Annotated in this window: 10 protein-coding genes; 4 read left to right on the forward strand and 6 right to left on the reverse strand. The window is 65.7% G+C overall.

Going from position 1 to position 15,875, the window contains the following annotated elements; all coding sequences use genetic code 11:
- Positions 1-35: 35 nt before the first annotated feature.
- Positions 36-881, reverse strand: coding sequence for a menaquinone biosynthetic enzyme MqnA/MqnD family protein (locus ACZ500_RS07790; RefSeq protein ID WP_464231941.1), 846 nt, complete (start codon positions 879-881; stop codon positions 36-38).
- Positions 882-953: 72 nt separating this feature from the next.
- On the opposite strand from ACZ500_RS07790, the gene ACZ500_RS07795 reads away from it, so the two are divergent.
- A complete protein-coding gene (locus ACZ500_RS07795; protein ID WP_464231942.1) occupies positions 954-1,103 on the forward strand; it encodes a hypothetical protein in 150 nt (49 codons plus the stop codon).
- A 78-nt stretch (positions 1,104-1,181) separates the two neighbouring features.
- Here ACZ500_RS07795 and ACZ500_RS07800 read toward each other — a convergent pair whose 3' ends face one another.
- A complete protein-coding gene (locus ACZ500_RS07800) occupies positions 1,182-1,916 on the reverse strand; it encodes a DUF2238 domain-containing protein (RefSeq protein WP_464231943.1) in 735 nt (244 codons plus the stop codon).
- A gap of 585 nt (positions 1,917-2,501) precedes the next feature.
- On the opposite strand from ACZ500_RS07800, the gene nuoE reads away from it, so the two are divergent.
- The 3 genes from nuoE (at position 2,502) to ACZ500_RS07815 (ending at position 5,928) form a co-directional block, all read left to right on the forward strand.
- The gene (nuoE, locus tag ACZ500_RS07805; RefSeq protein WP_464231944.1) at positions 2,502-3,050 is read left to right on the forward strand and encodes an NADH-quinone oxidoreductase subunit NuoE; all 549 of its coding nucleotides are present in this window, start codon (positions 2,502-2,504) and stop codon (positions 3,048-3,050) included.
- Entirely contained in the window at positions 3,028-4,959 is a 1,932-nt protein-coding gene (locus tag ACZ500_RS07810) for an NADH-ubiquinone oxidoreductase-F iron-sulfur binding region domain-containing protein (protein WP_464231945.1), read from the forward strand. Before nuoE ends, ACZ500_RS07810 begins: the two co-directional genes overlap by 23 nt.
- A gap of 291 nt (positions 4,960-5,250) precedes the next feature.
- Positions 5,251-5,928: a 2Fe-2S iron-sulfur cluster-binding protein gene (locus ACZ500_RS07815; protein WP_464231946.1), complete on the forward strand. Its 678-nt coding sequence runs from the start codon at positions 5,251-5,253 to the stop codon at positions 5,926-5,928.
- 280 nt (positions 5,929-6,208) lie between these two features.
- Here the strand turns inward: ACZ500_RS07815 and ACZ500_RS07820 are convergent, their stop codons facing one another.
- The 4 genes from ACZ500_RS07820 to recC form a co-directional block, all read right to left on the reverse strand.
- Complete coding sequence (locus tag ACZ500_RS07820) at positions 6,209-6,646, reverse strand: DUF5661 family protein (protein ID WP_464231947.1); 438 nt, start codon at positions 6,644-6,646, stop codon at positions 6,209-6,211.
- A 281-nt stretch (positions 6,647-6,927) separates the two neighbouring features.
- The gene (gene recD, locus ACZ500_RS07825; RefSeq protein ID WP_464231948.1) at positions 6,928-8,808 is read right to left on the reverse strand and encodes an exodeoxyribonuclease V subunit alpha; all 1,881 of its coding nucleotides are present in this window, start codon (positions 8,806-8,808) and stop codon (positions 6,928-6,930) included.
- Entirely contained in the window at positions 8,805-12,446 is a 3,642-nt protein-coding gene (gene recB, locus ACZ500_RS07830; protein WP_464231949.1) for an exodeoxyribonuclease V subunit beta, read from the reverse strand. The genes recD and recB overlap by 4 nt, the downstream gene beginning before the upstream one ends.
- Entirely contained in the window at positions 12,443-15,790 is a 3,348-nt protein-coding gene (gene recC / locus ACZ500_RS07835) for an exodeoxyribonuclease V subunit gamma (RefSeq protein ID WP_464231950.1), read from the reverse strand. The genes recB and recC overlap by 4 nt, the downstream gene beginning before the upstream one ends.
- Positions 15,791-15,875 lie beyond the last annotated feature (85 nt).

Consider the following 15,875-nt stretch of genomic DNA (forward strand, 5'->3'; position numbering starts at 1 on the left):
AACGTACGGCTGCTTCGGTCAACGTGGCAACGCGGTCAATCGGACTCGAAATATCTCACGGGAAGGGCTTCGGGCCGCCCCTCGCCGCGTGCAGTCAGGTAATGGAAGAACAGATCCAAGGCCCGGCGCTTCGCCTCTCCGAGATCGTATTCGATCTTCTCCAGGTACCGCCGGCAGGCCCCCGAAGACATGGGGATGCGCGGGGCGACCCGCCTGCTGATGTCCTGCAGTTCCGCCCTGCCTCGGCTCGCACAACGAAGCAGCTCCGAGCGGATCTCCGACACACACTCCGGATTTGCCTCACAGAAGGACGCGCGGGCAACCCACAGGGCGAAAACGAAAGGCAGACCGGTCCTCCGATGCCATTCCTCACCCAGATCGATCCGCACCCCAGGCTCGCCGGTCTGCGACAACTGCAGGGCCTCGTCGCCGATCGCCATGACGCCTGCAACGGGCTCCCGCTCGCCCCTGAGATCCAGGATGTCACCGGTCCGGTAGCGCGGGCGAACCCCATAAAACTCTTCCAGGATCAATTTGACAAGCGCCGCCGAGGTCTGTGATTTGGAACTCAGGTACACCAGCCGGCCGTCCAGCTCCTCGGGCAGGACATCCGCAAAGAGAAACACGCTTCCGACGGGGCCCGTCGAACTGATGGAGAGTCCGGGCAGAACCCGGTAAAGCTCCGGACGCACGGCATACTCATGGGAGGAGACGAAGGCGATGTCCAATTGCCCCCGGCTCAGCAGACGGTTGAGCGTCGCCGGCGCCGCATCCGTGATCTGCCATTCGGGCCGGTTCACGGTCCGCTGCCAGACATCGTAGATGGGCGCCGTATTGATGAAGTTGACCATCCCGATCCTGGCTTCCACCTTCTCAGCCACCGTCTTCACATCCCTTGATCATCACGCAGCACGACCCGGTTCTCCGGCCCGCCATCTGGTTTCCATCCGGAAATGGTCTTTTTGGCCAATCTCGGCGTCAATCTGCACGTTTGCTTGTGCGGCGACCACCAGGCCGCCTCCGCGCAAACGCTTGATTTCCTTGATATTGGCCAAACCGGGACCCGCCGCGGAGCGGTGGGACTGAGCACCCGAAGGGTGTGAAGAAAAATCCTCATTTCCGGATTGGAAACTGGGTTGTACCGGGAAATCATTTCCGGATGGATACCCTCTAAGAAATATTCACTTCAGGCTCCGCCGGCCCGACCGCCTCGCGGCGCCGACAGAGCCGCCTGGCGCTCCAACCACCCCGGGCAAGACCCCCGTCGTCTTCCGGAGGGCGCGGTCGTGGCTGCGCGAAAGCCCCGCCAAGGCCGCCAGCGCACCCAGCAAGGCCAGGAACATATCCCACTGGGTGTCCCATACATCTCCCTGCGTCCCCAGAAAGGCATCGGCCGCCTGGCCGATGGCTGCTGCGGTCCACCACTCCAGAAGCTCGTAAAAGGCGCTGAAGGCGAGGCAGACACACGTCACCAGGAAAAACAGCCATTTTCCGGGTTTCAGCGGCGAGAGGCGAAGCAGGACTTCCCGCGCCAGGATCGCCGGGATGAAGCCCTGCGCAAGATGCCCCAGCCGATCGTAATGATTGCGGCTCATGTCGAACAGGTCCTGGACCCAGAACCCCAATGGAACGCGCGCATAGGTGTAGTGAGCGCCAAGGATCAGGATCAGGGCATGCAGCGTCAACAACCGGTAGAGAAACGAACTCAATCTGAACGAACGATAGGTGGCGATCAGGATCGCCCCACCGAGAAAGACCGGGAGAACTTCGAGCACCCAGGTGGCCCGGTCATAGGGATCCATTCCCGAAACGACCAACGCCGCAAGAGTGATCCCTGCGAGCAGCAGAGGCTCGAAGCCCTCCTGCATGCTCGATGCGCCCCGGGGGGGCGTTCCTTTGTTGCCGTATGGATCCAAGCCCGCAAAAACCTCCTGCTGCAAAACCGCGCAGGCGCAAAGGCCCGCCGTGATGACCCCTCCCGCCGGAAGGAACAGGCCTCAGGAAATCCTCCCTCATCGCCGCCGCGCCCTCGCATCCGTCCGGCGGCGACGTATTTGACCCGCTTTATAGCACAAGATCCTGAAAAGCGCTATCACCCGGAAAAAATAAAAACAGCCGGCAAACCCGAGTGATTCGGCGATACCAACCGCCTTTTCCCTTCACATTTCATCCGGTCATGCTATAAATGAGGTTGTGTTTGGAAACGGGTCTTGCGCATGCCAGCCACACAGCACGGCAGGCATGTCTATACGGCGAAATGCCTGCTTTTCCCAGACCCCCCTCGGCCCGTTCCTGCCGTCCGCGGTTGTCCCCGCCCCGCGGGATGAAGCTGCAGAGCCCGGCGAAACGGCTTTGCCGTTCCCGATCCGGAAACGCTCCAGGAACCATCATCATTTCGACGGGCATCTCTCGACCGGTTGTCCGCCCTGCAACGTCCACAAGATACGGCAGAGGATCGACGCAATCCCAGACGCCCTTCGGCGCACACATGAGGCTGATCCATGGCAGACACTATCGAGGCCGAGGAAAAGGCGATGATCGAGGACATCACCTCCTTCCTCGCAGGTTATCCCCGAGAACGCCGGCATCTCATTCCACTTCTTCAAACCATCCAGCAGCGCCACAAATATCTCTCGCAGGACGCCATCCACCTCGTAGCCGCACATCTGGAGCTTTCGCCCTGCGAAGTCTACGGGGTGGCGACCTTCTACAACCAGTTCCGATTCACCCCGCCCGGCCGCAACCAGATCAGGGTTTGTCTGGGAACCGCATGCCACGTAAAGGGCGGGGACATCATTCTCGAAAACTTCGAGCGTAAACTCGGCATCGAGGACGGCGAAACCACGCCTGACCGGGAGTTCAGCATCGAGAGGGTCGCCTGCGTCGGATGCTGTGCACTCGCCCCCGTCGCGCTCGTCAACGAGACCGTCTACGGCCACGTGGCCCCGAGCAAGGTGGAGGGGCTGGTTCTGGGATTCCAGCTGGCCAAAGAAAAGGAAGAACGAGAACGACGAAAGGACGCATCGGGTGAGCAACAGGGAACGGATTGATTCGCTTTTCAAGGCCATTCGGGAAAAAGCCGAGGCGCAGATCGCGGCGGAGGTCGAAACCGCCCTCCCCGAGATCGTGATCGGCATGGCGACCTGCGGGTTGGCCGCCGGCGCGCTCGAAACCCGAAAAGGGTTCGAGGAGGCCCTTCAGGAAAGGGGCATCGAGGCCCGAATCAGGACCGTCGGCTGCATCGGCCACTGCTATGCCGAACCGGTCGTCATCGTGCACAACCCGGGGTTTCCCCCGATCCTCTACCACCAGGTCACGCCCGGCAAGGCCCGGATGCTGGTGAAATCCTTTCTGGAGGATGGGGACCCGCTTTTCGAATACATGCTCGGGGCCATGGAAGCAAACGACATGATCCCGGCGGTCAGCGACTTCCCGCGTTTCAACCGCGAGAAGCGCGTAGTGCTGGATCTTTGCGGCGACATCGACCCGGAGCGCATCGAGGCCTACATCGCCCGCGGCGGGTATGCGGCGCTTGCCGGAGCGCTGCAGGAGGCGCCGCAGGAGGTCGTCGCCGCGGTGAGCGCCTCCGGTCTGCGGGGCCGCGGGGGCGCCGGCTTTCCCACGGGGCAGAAATGGGGGTTGGCGGCCTCGGCCGAAGGCCCCGGCAAGACGGTCATCTGCAACGCCGACGAGGGGGACCCCGGCGCCTATATGGACCGGACCATCCTCGAGAGCAATCCCCATCAGGTGCTCGAAGGCCTCGCCCTGTGCGCCTATGCGGTGGGGGCGAAGGAGGCCGTCGTCTACGTGCGGGCCGAATACCCGCTCGCGGTCAAGACGGTCACGGGGGCGATCGAGCAGGCGATCGCATGGCGCCTCCTCGGGAAGGACATCCTGGGCTCGGGTTTCGATCTCGAGGTCTCGGTCTTTCAGGGATCGGGGGCCTTCGTCTGCGGCGAGGAGACCGCCCTGATCCAATCGATCGAGGGAAAGCGCGGGATGCCGCAGCACCGTCCACCCTACCCGGTCGAAAAGGGCCTCTGGGGCCTGCCGACCGTCATCAACAACGTGAAGACCCTCGCCTCCATTCCGCGGGTCCTGCAGGGCGGCGCGGAGTGGTACCGCACCATCGGCACCGAAAAAAGCCCCGGAACGGCCATCTTCTCCGTCGTGGGGGACGTCACCCACCCGGGGCTCGTCGAGATCCCGATGGGGGTCACGCTCCGCTCGCTCATCTTCGAGGTCTGCGGGGGCATTCCGAAGAAGAAGCGCTTCAAGGCCGTGCAGATCGGCGGCCCTTCGGGCGGCTGCCTCCCGGCTGAGTTTCTGGACACGCCCATCGACTTCGATTCGCTTTCGAAGGCCGGGGCCATGATGGGCTCGGGCGGCATGGTGGTCATGGACGAAGACACCTGCATGGTCGACGTCGCCCGCTACTTCCTGGACTTCACCCAGAAGGAATCCTGCGGCAAGTGCACCTTCTGCCGGATCGGAACCCGACACCTGCTGGACATCCTGGAGCGGATCACCAAGGGGGAAGCCCGTGAAAGGGATCTGGAACTCCTCGAGGAGTTCAGCCGCGATATCCAGTCCGGATCGCTTTGCGCCCTCGGCCGGACAGCCCCGAACCCGGTCCTCACTTCCCTCCGCTATTTCAGGGAGGAATACGAGGCACACGTCTATGAAAAGCGCTGTCCGGCCATGGTCTGCCGCGCCCTGACCGCGTTCTACATCGACCTGGACAAATGCGCGCGCGGTTGCGATGCCTGTGTGGGGTGCTGCCCCGTGGAGGCGATCTTCACGACGCTCAGCCGCAAGAAAGGGATCGATCAGAGCCTTTGCGTCAAATGCGGCGAATGCATGGCGGCCTGCCCGCCCGAATACAGCGCCGTCTGCAAGGTGTCGCCGCCCGAAAAGGCCCCCATCATCGAGCGGCCGCCGAAGGCGGCGGAGGGTTGATGCACGGGCGGAGTCGAGGCTCTGCCCACCTTGTTCCCGGGCATTCGGCCAGCCCAGCGAACCGGCCGCATCCGTGTATTGGCCGGATCAAAGGGCGATCCATGGCCGCTCATCCCCGGGATATAGGCCCGGCAGCGTCCCCTGGTGGATCCTCATCGACCGTCTGCTGCCGCCGCGCCGCTCTGAAGTGCGGGAAACCATGCATGGCGTGATTTCAGCGGGTTCGAAAACCAATCCGGCACGCTTCCGAAAGGGAGCGCACCGCACCTTTTCATGCGGTCGCCGAGAAGAATGGAGCAGGCTGCAACCATGGTGACTTTCACTGTAGACGATCGGGAGATCCAGGCCGAGGAAGACGCCAACCTTCTCGATGCCTGCCTCGAAAACGGGATCTTCATCCCGAACCTCTGCCATATTCCGGGGCGGAGCCGCCCCCGCGCATCGTGTCGGATGTGCTTTGTGGAAATCGAAGGCGTGGACCGCCCGGTAACCTCCTGCACCGAAAGGGTGCAGGAGGGCATGCGCGTCCGGACCGACACCGAACGCGTCAGGCGCCTGCAGCGCGCGGGGCTTCAGTTCCTGCTTTCGGTCCATGACGTGGACTGCGGCCACTGCCCCTCCAACAAGCACTGCCCGCTTCAGGACATCGCCCGCGTTCTCGAGGTAGGTCTCAAATCCAAGCGGCTCGACAAGATCCTCAGCACCCCGCCGGTCATCCGCGAGCACCCCTTGCTCGACTACTACCCCAACCGGTGCATCCTCTGCGGAAAATGCCTGGATGCCTGCAGGCAGAGGCTCGGCCAGCCGCTTCTGACCTTCGCCAGGCGGGGGTTCGAGACCGTCATCAGCTTTTTCGGGGAAAAGGAGAGAGACTCATTTGCATGCGGGGCGGAGCCGCTCTGCGCCGCGGCCTGCCCCGTAAGCGCCATCCGGCTGCGCAGCGCCGGCGAAAGCGCCCCGGAGCCCTGAGGAACAGGCATTGCCGACAAAGCCCGGCCTCGCAGGCTGTGCTTCAAACCGGGTGTCAAAACCCTGTCTGGCCCGGGCGCTGAACCGCGGCTCTGTCGGCAGGACTTGACAGGCATGGAAGACCCGGCCCCCGCTGGCGCAGAACCCCACCGTCCTCGAGTTCGAAGCGGCGGTGGATGATCCCCCGTCCCGCGGCGGGCTGAGAACCCCAGCGGATCGAGGCAGATCGCCAGGCCCCTCAACCCCGCGGCGGTTCGTGTACGGGCGTCTTGGGCGGATCTCAGCCCAGGCGCTTGAGTTCCGCTTCGCTGAGGGCGATGCGGGCCTCGGCAAGCTTCCTGTAGTACTTCTGGACCTTTTCGAGATTGCCGGACGCCACGGCCTTCACCAGGTCGCCCTCCAGTTCGGCCACCTCGAGCAGCTTGTAATAGTCGAGCGACTCCTTCAGGTGTGCGAGGACGATCAAACCGGTCAGCACGGGGTGATTGTTGGTGACGTTCGCATCGACGAACTGCATGCCGTGCTCCAACTCCACCTGCAACCCATCCCGGAACTCCCCGAGTTCGATCGGCATCTTTTCCACATTGACCTCGCCGAGGATCACTTTCGCCTCTTCCAGGGTCACCTCCGGCACCTTCTTCGCCGTCCAGTCGCTCAACTTCAATTCCCTGCAGACCTTCTGGACCTCGTCAACCGTCACGTATTGCGGAACGTTCATCCTGTTTCTCCTCCCAAAAAGAATGGTTTGCCCTTTGCTACTCCCTATAACGGAGCAGCCCGGAAACAAGGGCCGCCACCCTGCCTTGCAGCGTAGCTGTCTCGGGTCCGCGCCGCCGTTTCACCTGTCTTCGGTCACTGCCCTCGTGCTCAGCGGCCCCTGCCATCCCCCGCCGCGCGGCCGACACGCCACCGCAAATTCCACATTCCCAAGGCCGAGAGGAAACACCCGCACAGCAGTCCGCAAAATTTCGGGGAATGACACAGGGGAGAGGGTCCGATTCATCGACGCTCAGACCCGGCACCGGCAGACCCTTCACGCCAGAGGGCGTCCCTGAGCCCGCTCGAGCGCTCGATACGGCGGCCGACGGCGGCCGCAAACAATGCCTCGTCCCCAAGGACCGTTACCCTGCGCCTCGCCCGGGTGAGGGCGGTGTAGATGAGCTCACGCGTCATCAGGGGATTGTCCCGGTCGGGCAGGACGAACAGCACCTCGTCGAATTCGGAGCCCTGGGCCTTGTGGACCGTCATGGCGTAAACGGTCTCGTGCGCCGGAAGGCGCAGCGGGTGAAAGCGCCTGAGCACACCCTGCGGCCCCGGGAAGACGACGCGCAGTCCGCCTTCCGCCTCCCCGTCCGGAAGCGTGATCCCCACGTCACCGTTGAACAGTCTCAGCCGGTAGTCGTTGAGGGTCACCATCACCGGCCGCCCCGGATACCAGGCCCCGCCGGGCGCCGCCCAACCGGCGCGGGCCAATATCGAGCGAACGAGCCGGTTCAGATGGATGACCCCATAGGGGCCTTCGCGCACCGGGCTCAGGATGCGGAATCGGTCGAAGCGCTCGAAGAGGCCGTCCGCGGAGAGGTCTTCGAGGCAGGGCCGGTAGCCGCTCAGCACCGCCTCTTTCAAGGCCTCCATCAGCCGGGCGGCAGGGGGCGCCGGCCGCCGGACAAGCTCCGGAGAACGGTTGAAGCAGGCCAGGGCCCGTCCACCCGCACCCTCCTTCACCGCCGTACTTACGGCCCCGATCCCGCTGCGCTCCTCGAAGCGGTAGTTCTTCTGGAGTTCGATGATGCAATCGCAAAGCGGCCCGTTATTTTCACCCGCGGCCGGTGGAAAGTCCAGCGTCTTTTCGAACAGCGCCCCGAAGGCGGGCGAAAACGCCTTCCCGCGGCCCCGATCGCACAGATCGCCGAGGACCGCACCGGCCTCCACCGAGGCGAGCTGGTCCTTGTCTCCCAACAGGATCAAACGGGCCTCTTCGGGCAGGGCCGCCGCCAGCTTGCTCATGAGCGCCAGGTCGAGCATGGAGGCCTCGTCGACCACCACCACGTCCACGGCAAGGGGGTTGGCCGCGTTGTGCCTGAAGAAGGGTGAGCCGGCGACGCTTCCCAAGAGGCGGTGCACCGTGGAGACCTCCCGAGGGATCCGCTCCCGGACGGCAGGGTCGAGCGCGAGCCCGGCGCAGACCGCACCGATCGATTCCTGGAGACGCGCGGCGGCCTTCCCCGTCGGAGCAGCCAGGCGGATCCGCAGCCCCTCCTTGGGCCCGAGTTCGAGGAGGAGGGCCAGGATGCGGGCGACGGTCGTGGTCTTCCCGGTCCCGGGCCCCCCGGAGATGATGCAGAACGGCTTCAGGAGGGCGGTCAGGGCAGCGGCCTGCTGCCAGTCGGGGGCGCAGCCCTCACCCGGGAAAAGCCGCTTCAGGCTCATGCGAACCGCACCCGTATCGATGGGCTCTATCAGCCGCTCCGAGCGTCTGCGGATCCACTGAACGAGATCGTTCTCATAGGCCCAGTAGCGGTACAGGTAAAGCCGGCCGGCCTCGTCCAGGATCATGGGGCGCCGGTCGCCCGCCCGCCCGACAACCGCAGCGGCGAGCAGACGCTCCGGCCGCTCCCCCAACTCCGCCAGGGCACCGAAGCCGGGGGTCTGTGCCGCTTCGGAGAAGGAGTCCGACCCCGCCGCCCGCAGCCGCCGCAGGTCCAGGCAGACATGCCCTTCGCGCGTGGCGCGGCTTGCCAGCGCCGCGGCCGCAGCGAGTACGGGGTTGGGCGCACCCGCCAGCCGCTCCATCAACCGAGCGAAGTGGCGGTCGAGGCGGCTCAGGCCGCGGTCGTCGATCCGGTCCGAAATCGAGAAAGGGTTTTCTCGCGCGGTCATGGTTCACCTGCCAACAGGTTCACGGTCAGGTCTTCGATCAGTTCGGAAGACAGTTTGTCCCGAAAGACCCCGTAGCGGCCGCCGCGCGAAGGATCCACGCCGCGCATGAAGACGTAATAGACCCCGCCGAAATGGGCCTCGTAGCGGTAGCCGGGCAGACGCAGGGCGAGGTAGCGGTTCAGCGCCACCGCGTAGAGGTGGTATTGAAGGATGTAAAAGGACGACTCCATCTCCCGCAGGAGCCGATCGGGAGCGTAATCCTCCACCCGCGCGCCCAAAAAGTTGGATTTCCAGTCGACGAGGTAGTACCGGCCCGCGCGATGGAAAACCAGGTCGATGAACCCGCGCATGAAGCCCTGCACCGGGGCGAAGGTCAGGCGGCCGATGAACTCGGGAAAGAGGCTCGAAGGCGCCCGCGTCGCGTGGCGGGCGAAGATGGCGCGGAGGAGCTGGGGGCTCACCGGTTTGAGCGGAAAATAGAAGCCCAGTTCGTTCAGCCGCTCCGCCTGCCCGACCTCGGAAAGGGTAAAGGGCGCTTCCCCGTCTTCCAGCGGGACCTCGAGGACACGCCGGATCATCGCCGCAACCGGCTCCTCCCACGCGGGTTCGAAGCCATGGAGGGCGAGCTGTTCCCGGACGAGCGGACCGAGCGTATCCCGCGCCGCCGGCGAAAAATCCAGGTGCTCCATCACGGCGTGCAGACAGGTGCCGGCCCTCGCCCCCCGCGGGAAGGCGAAGCCGCCCTCGGGCGGGGCCGCCTCTTCGGGCCCTGCAGGAATATCATCGGGCCCGTCCTCCGCGGACGAATCGACGTCGCGAGCACCCTCTTCCCCTTCATCGAACATCGCCGTGAGGGAGGAAAAGCTCGTGAGCGCCCACGCGCGCTCCACCCGTCTGTTGACCGGGCGTGCGGCAGGCTCCGCGCGGGCGGCCCCGGCCGGCGGCGGCACCTCGCCCGCCTGCACGGGTGGATGGTCATCCAGATGGATCGCGCCGCCGGCCCTGACCGTGAGCGCCTCGAGCGTCTCCCGGAAGGTGTCGACCTCGCCGTCTTCGGGCGGCGGGTCCGCCTCCGCCTTCCCGTCCTTTCGGTCCTCACCGGGCAGGCCCGTGTTGTGCAGAATGTAGGCCGGCGCCGATCTGTCCCCGTCTTTGAACCGCCCCCAGACAAAGGTGCAGCGGTTCCGCGCGCGCGTGAGCGCCACGTAGAGCAGCCGGCATCCCTCGGCGAGATCCTCCCGTTCGGCCAGCAGGCGGTTCTCCTTCCAGGCATCGCTGCCGAGGTCCAGGGTCAGGCCCCCGCCGCGCCCCGGGTCATGAAAGAGGATCGGCTCCTTCTCCTTCGGGGCACGGGTGCCGTCCCACAGGAACGGGCAGAAGACCACAGGCCATTCGAGCCCCTTTGCGCGGTGCACCGTAATCAGGGTGACCGCATCCCGGTCGCTTTCGAGGCGCAGCTGGTGCTCGTCCAGCCGGGGGGTCGAGGAGTCGCGCTGATCGCGGAGCCACTTGAGGGTCCCCTCCATGCTGCGCCGCCTTTCGGCGGCCGCTCTCTGCAGCACCTCGGCCAGGTGCAGAAAGTTGGTGCAACGCCGCTCGCCGTCCGGCAACGCCGCAAGCCGCTCCAGCCCCCGGCCCTCCAAAAGGAGATGCCGGAACATGGTCATAAGACCGCGGCGACGCCAGATCTCGTGCAAGGTCCGGAAGCGCCCGAGCACGGACTCCCACCAGACCTCGTCCTCGCGGCGGGCATAGAGTTCGTCGCCGCGCACTCCCAGCGCCCGGGTGACGAGGGCCGCCTTCAGCAGCCGTTCGTTTTCAGGCTCGAGGCAGGCGGCGAGGATCCGCTCCATCTCGAGGGCCTCCGGGGCGTCGAAGAGGTTGCCGGTGCTGTAGAGTACGCTCTGGACCCCGGCCTCGCGGAGCCGCTCCTGCAGCCGCCTCGCCTCGATATTGCGGCGCACCAGCACGGCGATGTCCTTTTCCTGCAGCGACCGGCTGCCGATCGCGGCCCGGCCTTCCCGTCCAAGCCGCAGGAGCCGGACGATCCCGGCCGTCACCGCCTCCTGGACGGCCTCCCTCCCCTCCCCCTTGGGCCACTGCAACTCGCCGCCGGGAGGCTCCATGAACCAGAGCTGAAAAGGCGCCCGCTCCCCTTCCGGGGCCTCCAGCCTGAGGCCTTCGTGCACCTTCGCCGCCGCCGGGGCGACCGGCTGAAACGCAATCTCCTCAAAGAGAAAGGGCTCCGGGGAGGCCTCGAAGAAGGTGTTCACGGCCCTGACGAGATCGGGCTCGCTCCGCCAGTTCTCGCCGAGGGTGTAGCGCCTGCCGGCCTCCCTGGCGGCCTGCATGTAGGCAAAGACATCCGCACCCCGGAAGCCGTAAATGGCCTGCTTCGGGTCCCCGATGAGGAAGAGGACGGCGTTCCCTCCCCCGAAGACGGTGTCGAAGATCCCGTACTGGATCGGGTCGGTGTCCTGGAACTCGTCGATCAGGGCAGCCTTGAACCGGGCCCGCACACCAGCGGCAAGCGCCGGGCCGGCACTCGAATGGAGTGCGTGGTAGACCCTGAGGAGAAGATCGTCGAACGACTGGATGTTCAGCTCCCGTTTGAACACCGCGAGCGTCTGCGGGACCTCGTCGAACAGGCGCCGCTTGAAGCCGAGCAGCATCTGTTCGCAGGCCTCCTTCAGCTCTAGGCGTGCCGTCTCCGCCTCCGCGCACAGATCGAAGAAGGGGTGATCGGGCGCGGTCTTCCCCTTTTTGAGGGCCGACCGGATGGTCTCGGCGCTAAAGCGCCGGAGCTCCTCCGAGCGCAGCAAGCCGTTCACGCCTTTGGCCAGGCTTCGGCCGAACGCCGCGCACCAGTCGGGGATCTTCTCCGGTTTGTACGGGTTGCGCTTCAGGCAGTCGCCCGTCTGGAGGATCTCGCGGATATCCCCTTCGGCCCGCCGCCAGAAATCCCGGAGCTGCGCCGTCAACGCTTCGGCGCGCCCCAGCGCCTCCGCGAAGCGGGCCTCCGCCTCCGGGGCGTCGGGAAGAATGCGGAGGCCGGGGTGCACCATGCGCTTTTGAAGCAGTTCCAGGAAGGTCTTTACCTCCACTCCCTCCTCCATGAGGTACTGCACGAAGAAGGGGTGGGCCACATAGAAATGGCGCCGCCAGAAATCCTCGACCCCCTCGCGATTGAGGGTCGTCAGGTCGGGCCTCAATTCCGTGTCGAAAAGGACGCCGCTTTCGAAGGCCTTTTCATACAGCATCCGCTGGCAGAACCCGTGGATCGTAAAGATCGCCGCCTCGTCGAAGCCTGTCACCGCAAGGCGCAGGCGCCGGCGCAGATCCTCGGGGCGAGCGGCGTCTGCAAAGAGCGCCTCGAGGAACGGGTCGTCTCCCCCCTCCCCGGCAAGCCACGCCTCGGCCTCGCGGAGCCGCCGCCGGATGCGATCTTTGAGCTCGGCCGTGGCCGCCTCGGTAAAGGTCACGACCAGGATATCGCTCACCGGGAGCCCCTTTTCGAGCAGCAGGCGGAGAAAGAGCCCCGTGATCGCGTAGGTCTTCCCCGTGCCGGCGCTCGCCTCGATCAGGTTGACGCCGTCGAGGGGGCTGTGCGCAAGATCGAACAGGGGTGCAGCGCTCATGAAAGCTTCTCCTCATGCTCGAGGAGCGGCCCGCAGAGGTCCAGGGCCAGATCCTGAAACGCCTCGTCCAGGGGGTCGCCTCCGCCGAAGCACAGGTCAAAATAGGGGTCGGTGCACTCCCCCTTCGAAAAGGCGTCCTCCTCCCACTGCCGCCGGGCGCGTTTGAGGGCCGCCTCACGCCGCTCGCCCTTTTTGAAGACCCCCTCGGCAAAGGCCATGGACGATTCCGGGAAAAACGGCAGAGGGCGCTCCAGACCGCGCCGGTGCCAGGCCAGAAGCCTCGTCAGCAGACCCGCCGCATCCTTGGGTGGGGTGTAGACCCGGCCGGCCCATGCCAGGGCCCGGCCGTTCTTTTCGAGCGCGGCCAGGACGCTCCGCCCCGGCAGGCCGGCTTCACCGAGGCTGAACGCCGCCAAGTGCTCGATCCACAGACGGAGACGGTCGCGGACCTTCAGGCGGGCGGGCCGGTAATGAACGAGCCCCCCAGGGTAAACGGCTGTAAGCCGCCCCGTGAGCCTGAGGCCCTCGAGTAAAAGATCCACTTCCAATGGGGAGGAAGGGCCGCCGGCCAGATAGGGGGCCGTCTTTTCCCGGAAGGCATCCACCTCCATGTCGACCGCGTCGAAGAAGGCCCTTCCCATCGGCCCGTGCGGCAGCCGGCCGGCCGCGCGGGCAGCCGCATAGACGCGTCCGGCATCCCTGCCGGCCTCACGGGCCGAAAGCAGCTCCACCCGCAGATTGTAGCGCTCGAGCCCTGCCAGTTCGAAAAGCTCCCGGTCCTCCAGTCGGCCCTCCGCCTCATCCAACACCAACTGGAGCCTGCTCCGCAGGAGGAACCGGGCCGGATTCACGACGAAGGATTTCAGGTCCTCGATGGTCAGCTCCCGTGCCTGCTCGCCGGCCTCCTCGGGGAGCGGTTCGGCGATGAAGGTGCCAGGCGGGCGACGCCCGCCCTGAAGCATCCGGGCGGCCGCGGCCTGAACCGCTCCGTAGCTGAAAAGCCTGCCGCCGCCCGTGAAATACTCGGGGTGAAAGGCCTGCAGATGGTGGACCGTGAGACAGGTTTCAGTCATGCCGGCAGGCCCCGCCCTTTCCGTCCTCGCGGGTGAGGCCGCCTTGGGGTTACAGGGCGGTTCGGCCGGCGACGCTTCGAAATGCGTCTCCAGGTAGTCCAGCAGTTCCATGACCAGCACCGACGGCGGGATGGCGCTGTTGTCCTGCGCGCTCCGCCCCACGTAGGTCAGGATCAGGTTCCGCCGGGCGGAGAGCAGGGTTTCGAGGAAAAGGTAGCGGTCGTCGTTGCGGCGGGAGCGATCCCCGCGCCACGGCCGGGCGGCCATGAGGTCGAAGCCGGGCGGACGCACCGACCTGGGAAAGGCGTCGTGGTTCAGGCCCGCCATGCAGATCACCTTGAAGGGAACGCTCCGCATCGGGAGCATGGCGCAGAAGGTCACCCCGCCGTTCATGAACCCGTAGCCGAAGCCCTGCCGGCCGAAGCTGCGCGCCAGAACCCAGCGGATGGTGCGGACATCGACCGCATCCCCGTAACCGGCACACTCCGCCTCCGCCAAGAAGCGCTGGAGCGCCCCCCGGATAACGAGCATCTCCGCCTCGTCGTCCGGGCCCGGACTGAAGAGGCCGTCCAGGAGCAGCCCGAGGTCCCGCGACCAGTCTTCGAGCGAGCGGGGGCGGACGAGTTCCCTCACGTGCCGGAAAAGGCGGTCGACAAACTCGGCCAGGCTGCCGAGGACCGCCGCCTCGGCCCCCTCCAGTTCATCGTAGGGGAGAATCCCCTCGAAGAGGAACTCGCCGTGCCCCGGCATGGCGTATCCCAGGAGGAGCCTGTCCAGCCCGGATTGCCAGGTGTTTTCCGGGAAGGGCGGCAACCCCTTTTCGCGGCGGTTCTCCCCGTCGATCCCCCAGCGGATGCCGCTCTCCCGGACCCAGCGGCGGATCGGACCGAGGTCGCCTTCTTCGAGATCGAAGGCCGCCAGGACCGCGGGGCACTCGATGACCTCCAGGACCTCGCTGGCCAGGAATCGCCCGCCCGCAAGCGCCAGGATCGCGAGGAAGGGCTCCACCAGCCTTCCCTCCCGCCGAAGGCCCTGATCCGCGATGCTGAAGGGGATCTTCGGCGACGCCCCCTCGCCCGGCTGCCCGAAGACGGCACGGATGTAAGGAGCGTAGGACTCGATATCCGGCGCCATGACGAGGACGTCGGATGGTTCGAGCCCCGGGTCGCGCTCGAAGAGATCCAGCAGGAGATCGTAGAGCACCTCCATCTCGCGGAGCGGTCCATGGCAGACATGGATCCGGATGGAATCATCCTCTGCGGCGACCAGCCGCTTGACGGGCTTGCCTGCGCCATCCCGCTTTCCGGATCCCTCCTGGAGGGCGAGGATATCGCCCTGAACCATGCCGAGAAGCGTCGATGGGTCTTCCGGCTCGAAGCAGGGCGTTTCTTCCATGTCCTCCTCCTGGAGGAGGTCCAGAAAGTCCCGTCCGAGGGTGCCCATGGACGCGAGGAGGCTGTTGCCGCCTTCCAAGTGAAGGTCTTCCACCGGCCGGTTCGAGCGCCGCGAAAGCCGCCCGGCCTCGCGCTCGCTCACGACATCCCCCCAGTACTCGCGGCACGGGTTGAGGAGGAAGACGTTCAGTTCGGTCCAGCGCGCGGCCGCCCTCAGGACATGCAGGTGGAAGGGGGGCAGAGCCGAAATCCCGAAGACCGCGACGCGCTCGGGGAAGCCCGGCGGAGGCCCGGGGAGCTTCTCGATAAGCTCGAAAAACCGCTTTGCGAGGGCGGCCCGATGCGCGGCCGGCGCATCCGCACTGATCCGGCGCCAGAGCTCCGCCTGCCAGTGCGCGTCCTCTCCCGCCTGCCACGCAAGCATCCTCTCCGGGCGGAAGAGCAGATACTGATCGAAGGTGTCCGCAATCCGGTCCGCCAGCTGCAGCGCCTTGAGCGGATCGTCCCCGCGTCCGAGGTAATCCTTCAGCGAATCCACACCGGGGGCGTTGACGAATCCGCCCAAAACCTTCATAATCCTCCAGGTCATGACACCCGGCTCGAAGGGCGAGGTTTCCGGGACTCCGGGCATCACCTTCCGGAAAAGCTCCTCCACGAAGGCGTTCGGGAACGGGAAGCGCACGTTGGCGCAGACCCCGAGCCGCCGGGCAAGCTGCATGGACAGCCAGTGCGCCATGCCCTGGCTCTGGACGATGATCGTCTCCGCGGCCATGGGCGATGACAGCGGGGCCTCGAGGACAGCGCCGAGCTGCTCCACGAGCGCCTCGAGGTGATTCCCGACAAAAAGCCTGGGGCGTGTTTGGTTCGAGGTCTGCAAGGTTTCTTTCCCAGATGGTGATCGCACTGCGGCGATGCCGCGTTTGTCTCTATCCTTCAACCATTTGAGCAGAAAGGATCATATC

The sequence above is a fragment of the Desulfatiglans parachlorophenolica genome (assembly GCF_055394735.1).

Excerpts from the sequence above, each read along its gene's own strand:
- ACZ500_RS07795 (WP_464231942.1), top strand. The coding sequence starts at position 954 with ATGGTCTTTTTGGCCAATCTCGGCGTCAATCTGCACGTTTGCTTGTGC.
- nuoE (WP_464231944.1), top strand. The coding sequence starts at position 2,502 with ATGGCAGACACTATCGAGGCCGAGGAAAAGGCGATGATCGAGGACATC.
- ACZ500_RS07815 (WP_464231946.1), top strand. The coding sequence starts at position 5,251 with ATGGAGCAGGCTGCAACCATGGTGACTTTCACTGTAGACGATCGGGAG.
- ACZ500_RS07820 (WP_464231947.1), bottom strand. The coding sequence starts at position 6,646 with ATGAACGTTCCGCAATACGTGACGGTTGACGAGGTCCAGAAGGTCTGC.
- recD (WP_464231948.1), bottom strand. The coding sequence starts at position 8,808 with ATGACCGCGCGAGAAAACCCTTTCTCGATTTCGGACCGGATCGACGAC.
- recB (WP_464231949.1), bottom strand. The coding sequence starts at position 12,446 with ATGAGCGCTGCACCCCTGTTCGATCTTGCGCACAGCCCCCTCGACGGC.